Genomic DNA, 9,328 nt, shown 5'->3' with positions numbered 1-9,328 from the left:
AAGATCGTTTTGGCCGACGAGCCCACGGGCGCCTTGGATTCGCGCAGCGCCCAGGCCATGCTCGACACGCTGACCATGATGAACCGCGACCTGGGCGCCACCATCATGATGGTCACGCACGACTCGTTCGCGGCCTCGTTCGCCGATCGCATCCTGTTCGTCAAGGACGGCGCGGTATTCAACGAGATCCGACGCGGCGACACGTCGCGGTCGGCCTTCTTCGCGCGCATCATGGAAGTGGTCACGTTCCTGGGCGGTGACGTGCGCGATGCTGGCTAAACTCGCTGTTCGCAACGTTCGCCGCTCGGTGCGCGACTACGCCATCTACTTCGTGACGCTCGTGTTCGGGGTGGCGGTGTTCTACGCGTTCAACTCCGTGCAGAGCCAGTCGATCCTGTTCGATTTGGAGGGCGCGTCAACTGAGAGCATCTTCAACCTGACGGGCCAGTTCTTGAGCATGTTCTCGGTTCTGATCGCGTTCGTTCTGGGCTTTCTGGTGATCTATTCGAACCGGTTTCTCATCAAGCGCCGCAAGCAGGAGTTCGGCACCTACCTTCTTCTGGGCATGCGGCCCGGGCAGGTGTCGGCCATCGTGCTCATGGAGACGGTGGCGGTGGGCGCGGTGTCGCTCGTCGTGGGCCTCGTGCTGGGCGTGGCGCTGTCGCAGGGGCTGTCGTTTTTCACGGCGGGACTCTTCAGTATTTCCATGCAGCAGTACCGGTTCGTGTTCTCTCCGGAGGCGTTCGTGCAGACGCTTGCGTGCTTCACGCTCATATTCGTGGTGGTTGCGGCGTTCAACACGCTGTCCATCAGCCGTTACAAGCTGATCGACCTGTTGTCGGCGAAAAGCCGCAACGAGGGCTTCCGCGTGCGCAGCCCGTGGGTGAGCCTGGTCGGGTTCGCCGCGTCCGTGGCGCTGCTGGCTGCGGCGTACAAGACGCTCATCGACTTTGGGATGATGGATCTCGGCCGCGAGTTTTTCTTGGCGACCGCGCTCATGCTGGCGGGAACGCTCCTGTTCTTCTGGTCGTCGGCCGGGTTCGCGCTCATCGTGGTCGAGCGCACGCGCGGCGTGTACTTCAAGGGGCTGGCCATGTTCACCATGCGCCAGATCGCCAGCAAGGTTAACACGGCGTTCCTGTCGCTTTCGGTGATATGCGTCATGCTGTTCTTCTCGTTGACCGTGTTCTCCACGGGAACGGGCTTGGTGAGCGTGTTCACGGGGGATCTCGAACGAAGCACGCAGTTCGACGCCACGCTCACGGCCAACGTGTACTTGGGCCATAGCGATTTGGCGCAGGATCGCCTTGAAAGGATGCGCGAGGAGGATCCCGCGGAGGCCGAGGCCTACCTTCAGCGGGAAAAGGAGCGCGCTCAACAGCTGCGCGAAGAGGGCGAATCCTGGAACTGGGACATCGCTGCGCGCATTTCCGCTGATGCTCCTTCGTGGAGCGACTTCGTGAAGGAATCGGTTCAGGCCGACCTGTACCAGCCGATCGAGGGAACCACCACGTACGGCGAGTTCATGGACCGCTACCAGGTGGGCACGGGCAATTCCCTGTACGACAGCGGCATGCGTTCTCAATCGCTGGTGGTCGTGGGCGAGTCGCAGTTCAACGCCGTGCGCACGCTGACCGGCCAAGACCCGGTGAGCGTGGGAGAGGACGGCTACGCGGTAAGCAATGCCGTGACCGCGATCAAGGAGCTGGCGCGCGCGATGGCGGAAGAGGGACGCCAGGTGAACGTGGCGGACCGTACGCTCACGGCGACGGGCGCGTACGTGGAGCAGGTGCTGGTCACGTCTTCGTTCGTCAACGATGCGGGCATCGTGGTCGTGCCCGACTCCGTGATCGCCGAGGTGCGCGCGTCCGAAGTGATGCCTTACGTGAGCTATCTGGACGTGAACTACTCCGTGGATGCGGCGCAGGGCGACAAGATGCTCAAGGAAGCTTTGGCTCAGGCGCTTCCGCCTGACGAGCAGCAGGCGAGCGCCGGTTGGTCGTACGGGTCGCAGCCTTGGCCCGTGACCATGACCATGACCAAGGCCGAAGTGATCGAGCAGGCGGGCGGCATGAACGTGCTCATCACGTACCTGGCGCTCTACATCGGGTTCACCTTCCTGATCACCACGGCGGCCATGCTGGCCATCCAGCAGCTGTCGGAGACGAGCGATTCCCTGCCGCGGTACAAGGTGCTCGCGCAAATCGGCTGCGATCGCCGCATGATCTTGGGGTCGCTGCGCACGCAGGTGCTCGTGTACTTCTTGGCACCGTTGGGGCTTGCCGTATGCCATGCGGTGTGCGCCGTCAGCGTGATCGGTTCGAGCGTGTTCGACCTGCTGGGCGTGTCCGTGAGCGGCCCCATCCTGATGACGGGCGCGCTGACCGTGCTCGTGTACGGAAGCTATCTGGCGGTGACGTACTTCACGTGCCGGGGCATCATCAGAAGCTCGCTCGGATCGAAGCTTTTGGGATAGGCTGTCTGCGCGATCGAACGTGCGGGCATCCGTTCGGGCGTCCCGCAATGAGTCGGCGGCCCCCTTGTCTCGGCGAGACGAGGGGGCCGCTTATTTTCCGAGCAGGTGCCGAATGGCGGCTACGGGATGCTTTTTCAGCATGCGGGGGCCGGCGTAGCGCATCACGGCGCGAATCTGCTCGCGCATCTCGGGCTTGTAGCACTGGTTTCCGCATTCCTCGCACGAGGTTTTCACGTCCATCTTGCGGCAGCGCTCGGTGCGCAGCACGGCGTACTCGTCGAGGTGGGCGCATGCGGGGCATACGGCCTCGCCGCAGTGAGCTTGCTCGGTGCGTTCGGCGCTTTTGTGGTTTTCCGCGCAGTAGAGGGCGACCATCTGCGAAATGGTTCGCTTTTCGCGCTCGCGCCGTTTGGCTGTTTTCGGGGCGTCTTCCATAGGCGGCACTGTACCACAGCTTGCGCGTCGCGATTCCCCATCGAACGAAATGTGCGTAAACCTTGAACAAGAACACACGAACAAATGTTTTTGCGCTATCTCTGGGCCGTGTGCGCTACAATGAACGATTGCATGGAAATGATAGTTTTCAGGTATCCATATTTGCTCTCTTGAACCGGGAGCGGGGATGCCGATTGAACGATAGAGGAAGAAAGAGCGGAAGCGCACATGGGACAGAACGCCATCGTTATCAAAGGTGCCCGCGAGCACAACCTGAAAAACGTCGACCTCGCCATTCCCCGTGACGAGCTGGTCGTCATCACGGGCCTGTCGGGCAGCGGCAAGTCGAGCCTCGCGTTCGATACGATGTACGCCGAGGGCCAGCGCCGCTACGTCGAGAGCCTTTCGAGCTACGCGCGCATGTTTCTCGGCCAGATGTCCAAACCCGATTTGGACAGCATCGACGGCCTGTCGCCGGCGGTGTCCATCGACCAGAAGACCACGAGCAAGAACCCGCGTTCCACGGTGGGCACCACCACCGAGATCTACGACTACCTGCGCCTGCTGTTCGCGCGGGTGGGCGTACCGCACTGCCCCGAGTGCGGGCGCGTCATCAAGAAGCAGACCACCGACCAGGTGACCGACGAGATCCTGGCGCTCGCGCCCGATGCGAAGGCCATTGTCATGGCACCGGTGGTGGCCGGTCGCAAAGGCGAGTTCACGAAGCTGTTCGCCGATTTGCAGAAGGAGGGCTTCAGCCGCGTTCGCATCGACGGCGAGATCGTGAAGCTTGACGGCGAGCCGCGCACGCTCAACAAGAAGATCAAACACTTCATCGACGTGGTGGTGGACCGCGTGCAGTTGAAGGAGAGCGCGACGAGCCGCATCGCCGAAGCGGTGGAGCTGGCGACGAAGCTGGCGGAGGGGCGCGTGCTCGTGCAGGTGCTGGGCGAGGACGGAAAGCCGCTCGGCGAGGGCGGCGGCAAGTCGAGCGGCGCCACGGGCGGCTTGGGCGAGGGGGAGCATATCTTCTCCTTGGCGCTCGCGTGTCCCGAGCATGGCCATTCCATGGACGAGCTGCAGCCGCGCGATTTCAGCTTCAACGCCCCTTACGGCGCCTGCCCGGATTGCCTGGGCATCGGAAGCCGCGAGGAAGTGGACGCGTCGCTCGTGGTTCCCGATCCGTCGCTCACCTTGGCCGAGGGCGTGATCGCCCCGTTCAAGACCGGCAACTACTATCCCCAGGTGCTGCGCGCGGTGGCCGAGCACATGGGCACGGACGAGAACACTCCGTGGGAGGACATGCCCAAGAAGGCTCAGGACGCCATCTTGCACGGGCTGGACGGTCAGAAGGTGCGCGTCGACTACGTGACGGTGGACGGGCGCGAAACCTACTGGTACATCGAGTGGGAGGGCGCGCTGGCCGCCGTGCAACGCCGCTACCAGGAGGCCCAAAGCGATTCCCAGCGCGAGAAGCTGGCCACCTACTTCGCCGTGGTGCCGTGCCAGACGTGCGGCGGCAAGCGCCTGAAGCCGGAGATCCTGGCCGTGACCGTGGGCGGAAAGTCGATCCACGACGTAACGGAAATGAGCGCGGCGGATTCCCTGCGGTACTTCGAGGGGCTTTCCTTCGACGGCCAGGACGGCCATATCGCCGGACCCATCGTGAAGGAGATCAAGGCTCGCTTGAAGTTCTTGGTCGACGTGGGCTTGGACTACCTGACGCTCGAGCGCGCCACGGCCACGCTGTCGGGCGGCGAGGCGCAGCGCATCCGCTTGGCCACGCAGATCGGGGCGGGCCTTATGGGCGTGCTCTACATTCTGGACGAGCCGTCCATCGGCTTGCACCAACGGGACAACGAGCGCCTTATCGCCACGCTCGAGCACCTTCGCGACCTGGGCAACACCGTCATCGTGGTCGAGCATGACGAAGACACCATCCGAAGCGCCGACTTCGTGGTGGACATGGGCCCGGGCGCGGGCGAGCACGGTGGGGAAGTGGTGGCCGCCGGCACCCCGGAGGAGGTCATGCGCACGGAAGGGTCGCTTACCGCCGACTACCTGTCGGGCCGTCGCGCCATCGAGGTGCCCGAGACGCGCCGCAAGCCGCGCAGGGGGTCGCTCAAGCTGACGGGCGCGACCGAGAACAACCTGAAGAACGTCACCCTCGAAATTCCCTTCGGCACGCTGACCGTGGTGACGGGCGTGTCGGGTTCGGGTAAAAGCTCGCTGGTCACCGACACGCTGGCCCCGGCGCTGGCGAACCGCGTGAACCGAGCGCATCGCCGCACGGGAGCGTACCGCAAAATCACGGGCCTGGACAAGATCGACAAGGTCATCAACATCGACCAGAGCCCCATCGGGCGGACCCCGCGCTCGAACGCGGCCACGTACATCGGCTTGTGGGACGATATTCGCGCGCTGTTCTCCTCGACGCAGGAGTCGAAGGCGCGCGGCTACGGGCCCGGACGGTTCAGCTTCAACGTAAACGGCGGCCGCTGCGAGGCGTGCAAGGGAGACGGCCAGATCAAGATCGAGATGCACTTTCTGCCGGACATCTACGTGCCGTGCGAAGTGTGCGGAGGCGCGCGCTACAATCGCGAGACCTTGCAGGTCACGTACCGTGGCAAGAACATCGCCGACGTGCTTGACATGACGGTGGAGGACGCCTTGGCGTTCTTCGAGAACATCCCCGGCATCAAGCGTAAGCTGCAAACGTTGTTCGACGTGGGGCTGGGCTACATCCGCCTGGGACAGCCCGCCACCACGCTGTCGGGCGGCGAGGCTCAACGCGTCAAGCTGGCCAGCGAGCTGCAGCGCCGCCAGACCGGCAAGACGTTCTACATCCTGGACGAGCCCACCACGGGCCTGCACTTCGAGGACGTGCGCCAGCTGCTCATCGTGCTGCAGCGCTTGGTGGACGCGGGCAACACCGTACTGGTCATCGAGCACAACTTGGACGTCATCAAGTGCGCGGACCGCATCGTGGACCTGGGTCCCGAAGGCGGCGACCGCGGCGGCACGATCGTGGCGCAGGGCACGCCGGAGGAAGTGGCCCAGGTCGAGGGCAGCCATACCGGTTCGTTCGTGAAGCGCATGCTGGGCTAGCGGGCGGATTTCGCGCCATTTATGCGGCGCAATGCATATATTGCGAGAATTTACCGATTCTTGTCTTTACCAAGGCCGTCGCGCGTGAGACTATACGCGGCGGCCTTGGCGCTTGACGGCGCCGGGGAAGCATTCGGAATCGATCAAGAGTCGGAGGAGACGTGGCGGAAGCGGTAGCGGCGACGGGTGGAAGGCGCCATGTGGCGCGCGGTGTGGCGTGCGCGTTGGCGGGCGGCATCTGCTGGGGCTTTTCGGGTACCTGCGCGCAGTTGCTCATGGAGTACGGCGCGCCGGCAACATGGATCACCTGCGTGCGCATGCTGATAGCCGCCGCATTCTTCCTGACCATAACCGCTATGCGCAACTGGCGCGATCTTGTTGCGGTGTTTCGCGACTGGCGCTCGCTTGTCGAGATAGCCGCCTTCGCGGTGTTCGGCGTCGTGCTCACGCAGATCAGCTACCTGTACGCCATCGAGTACACGAGCGCGGGGGTGGGCACCACGCTCGAGCAGGTGGGACTCGTCTTCATCATGCTGTACGTGTGCCTGCGCAAGCGCCGCTTCCCGAAGCTGCGCGAAGCGGGCGGCCTGCTGCTTGCCCTTGGCGGCATGCTGGTCATCGCGACCCAGGGCGACTTCGGCGGCCTGGCCATTCCGGTGGAGGGCCTGGCCTGGGGCCTTCTGTCTGCCGTCGCGCTGTCCTTCTACACGCTCATGCCCGTGCGCGTCCTGAAGAAATGGGGCGCCATGCTGGTGACGGGCCTGGCCATGCTGTTCGGCGGCTCGGCGGCCTCTGCGGTGTTCCAGCCCTGGACGGTGCCGGTCCAGCTTTCGGGCGGCGCGCTGGCGGCGCTTGTGGCCATCGTGCTGGTGGGCACGCTGGGCGCGTACATGCTGTACCTGCAGGGCGTGGCGGATGCCGGCCCGGTGAAGGCGAGCCTGCTCTGCTGCGTGGAACCGGTGTCGGCTACGTTGCTGGCGCTCTTTTGGCTGCATACCCCCGTTTCGGCGTGGGACATGCTGGGCTGCGCCATGATCGTGGTCATGATCTTCCTGGTGACCGAGCGCGAGCCGAAAGCGGCGCCCGGCGATGCGGCAGGCGCGCCGGCTGCGGATTTCGACGATCCGCCGCTGTTCGCCGGCCGGGCATCGGTTCTGGGCTACTACTCCTCGCGCCCTGCCGCGCGCGAGGACTTCGATCGCGTTGCAGCGCTGTTGGACGTGGGGCATGAGACGTTCGCCGAACTGGGGATCGACGAGGGGCGCAGCAAGAAGTACCCCTCGGCGCGCCGTCTCATGCACAGCATAAAGAACGGCACCACGCACGTGATCGAGGACGGCAACGGCCGCGTCATCGCGGTGTTCGCGGTGTCGTTCTCGCCCGACAAGAACTACGACAACGAGCTTGACGGCGCGTGGCTCACCGACACGAAGGCCAGCCCGCAGCCCTACGCCGAGCTGCACTGGGTCTCGGTCGACCGGCATGCGCGGAGGCGCGGCGTGGGCATGTTCATTTTGGACAAGGCGGATCAGATCGCGCGCGCGGGAGGCCGTTCGAGCGTGCGCGCCGACGTGTACCCGCAGAACCTTCCCATGCAGAAGCTCTTGGAGAAGCACGGCTACGAGCGATGCGGCGCCATGGTGATACGCGACGTGTTCGGGCGGGAGAAGCATCGCGTGGCCTACGAGAGGGTTCTACGCTCGCAGTTCTAAAACGGCCGTTTGACGGGGAGTTTTCGCTCAACTGCAAAAAAGTTTTCAAAGTATGCGGAAAGTCCTTTACCGGAGCTGTTCCCGCGTGCGAGAATGTGCTGACGAACATGCAGGCGCCACCCCGATCGAACGCGACTAAACGATGGACAGTCAGCCGGAGAGCACGCATCCCGACCTTATGCCCCGAAGCGCTTCGCTCGGCGCGGCGAAATGCGCGAGGGGAGGTCGGAATGGGCCAGACAGCTGATGCGACGAGCGCGAACGACGGGGGTTCTTCGAGCGAACGATCGCGCGGGCGTATTTTTCGAGGTGTCGTATGTGCTGCGCTGGGCGGCATCTGCTGGGGCTTCTCCGGCACGTGCGCTCAGTTCCTCACGGGAGACGCCGCCGTTCCCGTTTCGTGGATCACGTGCGTGCGCCTGTTGTCCGCCGCGTTCATCTTTTTGGTGGTGTGCATGGTTCGCGAGCCGCGCAATCTGTTCGCGGCTTTGCGCGATGCGCGCTCGATCGGGCGCATCGCTGCGTTCGCGCTGCTCGGCGTGCTGCTTACCCAGGTAAGCTATCTGACGGCCATATCCTACACGAACGCCGGCACCGGTACGGTTCTGGAGCGGCTCGGCCTTATCCTCATCATGCTCTACGTGTGTCTGCGCACGCGGCGGCTGCCCAGGATAAGCGAGGCCGTCGGTCTGGTGCTGGCCATCGCGGGCACGGTGGTCATCGCCACGAAGGGCGACCTCGGGTCGTTGGCCATCCCTGCGGAAGGCCTGTTCTGGGGCTTTATCTCTGCGTTCGCGCTGGCGTTCTACACGCTTCTTCCCGGCAAGGTGCTCGAGAAATGGGGAAGCTTCATCGTAACGGGTTTGGCCATGCTCATCGGCGGAGTGGTGGCAACGGTGTTCGTGCAGCCTTGGACCATTCCCGTGACCGTGAGCCCGATGATGATCGGCGTCATGACCGCCATGGTGATCGTGGGCACGTTCGCCGCGTACCTGTTCTACCTGCAGGGCATCACGGACGCGGGTCCCGTGCGCGCCGGGTTGGTGGGGTGCGTGGAGCCGGTGTCGGCTACGGTCATCTCCGCGGTATGGCTGGGCACGCCGGTGGGCATGTTCGATATCGTGGGCTGCATTATGATCATCGCCATGGTGTTTCTGGTCACCGATCGCGGCAGCGGCAACGGCAAGGGGGCGGCTGCCTACGACGGCGCCTCCGAAGATCTTCCGCTGTTCCAAGGCCGTGCGTCCGAGCTGGGATACTACGCCGCGCGCCGGGCGACGCGCGACGACTTCAGGCGCGTGCAGCTGCTGCAGGAGGAGACCCATCGCGTCATCGCGCGCCTTGGAGTTGACGAAGGGCTGAAAAAGTACCCGTCGTCGCGGCGCATCATGCGCTCGATCGACGCCGGCAAGACGTACGTGGTGGTGACGGCGGGCGAGGCGAGCGACGGCGATTTGGAGAAGCCCGCCGAGCGCGTGCTGGGCATGTTCGCGGTAAACCCGGCGGGAGATCCCGCGTACGGGCGCGCGACGGGCGCGCGATGGCTCACCGATTCGCCCGAGCCGCCTGATGGCGAGCCTGATTACGCCGCGTTGCA

General features: G+C 64.4%; 5 protein-coding genes and 1 pseudogene. 5 read left to right on the top strand and 1 reads right to left on the bottom strand.

What is annotated here, in order from left to right; translation table 11 throughout:
- Both ACMNI9_RS10805 and ACMNI9_RS10800 read left to right on the top strand, forming a co-directional pair.
- A pseudogene (locus ACMNI9_RS10805) lies at window positions 1-279 on the top strand (ABC transporter ATP-binding protein); the annotation flags it as partial.
- On the top strand, window positions 269-2,476 hold the full coding sequence (locus tag ACMNI9_RS10800) for an ABC transporter permease (protein ID WP_418832057.1): 2,208 nt from the start codon (window positions 269-271) through the stop codon (window positions 2,474-2,476). The pseudogene ACMNI9_RS10805 and the gene ACMNI9_RS10800, both read left to right, overlap by 11 nt.
- A gap of 90 nt (window positions 2,477-2,566) precedes the next feature.
- Here ACMNI9_RS10800 and ACMNI9_RS10795 read toward each other — a convergent pair whose 3' ends face one another.
- Window positions 2,567-2,911, bottom strand: a complete 345-nt coding sequence (locus ACMNI9_RS10795; protein WP_114565774.1) for a nitrous oxide-stimulated promoter family protein — start codon at window positions 2,909-2,911, stop codon at window positions 2,567-2,569.
- Window positions 2,912-3,139: 228 nt separating this feature from the next.
- Between ACMNI9_RS10795 and uvrA the strand changes: the two genes are divergently transcribed.
- From uvrA to ACMNI9_RS10780, 3 genes are all read left to right on the top strand, one after another.
- Window positions 3,140-6,019 (top strand): excinuclease ABC subunit UvrA, encoded by a 2,880-nt coding sequence (gene uvrA / locus ACMNI9_RS10790; RefSeq protein ID WP_114565773.1) that lies wholly within the window; start codon window positions 3,140-3,142, stop codon window positions 6,017-6,019.
- A 161-nt stretch (window positions 6,020-6,180) separates the two neighbouring features.
- A complete protein-coding gene (locus ACMNI9_RS10785) occupies window positions 6,181-7,731 on the top strand; it encodes a GNAT family N-acetyltransferase (protein WP_114565772.1) in 1,551 nt (516 codons plus the stop codon).
- Between the two features lie 230 nt (window positions 7,732-7,961).
- Window positions 7,962-9,328, top strand: a 1,367-nt coding sequence (locus ACMNI9_RS10780; RefSeq protein WP_418832053.1) for a DMT family transporter, incomplete at its 3' end; no start/stop codon positions are given.

Origin of the sequence: Paraeggerthella sp. (genome assembly GCF_048427265.1) — a bacterium.
Classification (GTDB): domain Bacteria; phylum Actinomycetota; class Coriobacteriia; order Coriobacteriales; family Eggerthellaceae; genus Paraeggerthella; species Paraeggerthella hominis.
The sequence above is the reverse complement of the archived record's forward strand: the minus strand, read 5'-3'. Positions and strand labels throughout refer to the sequence as shown.

What these genes read in the sequence shown, in the direction of transcription:
- ACMNI9_RS10800 (WP_418832057.1), top strand. Translation starts at nt 269, where the DNA reads ATGCTGGCTAAACTCGCTGTTCGCAACGTTCGCCGCTCGGTGCGCGAC.
- ACMNI9_RS10795 (WP_114565774.1), bottom strand. Translation starts at nt 2,911, where the DNA reads ATGGAAGACGCCCCGAAAACAGCCAAACGGCGCGAGCGCGAAAAGCGA.
- uvrA (WP_114565773.1), top strand. Translation starts at nt 3,140, where the DNA reads ATGGGACAGAACGCCATCGTTATCAAAGGTGCCCGCGAGCACAACCTG.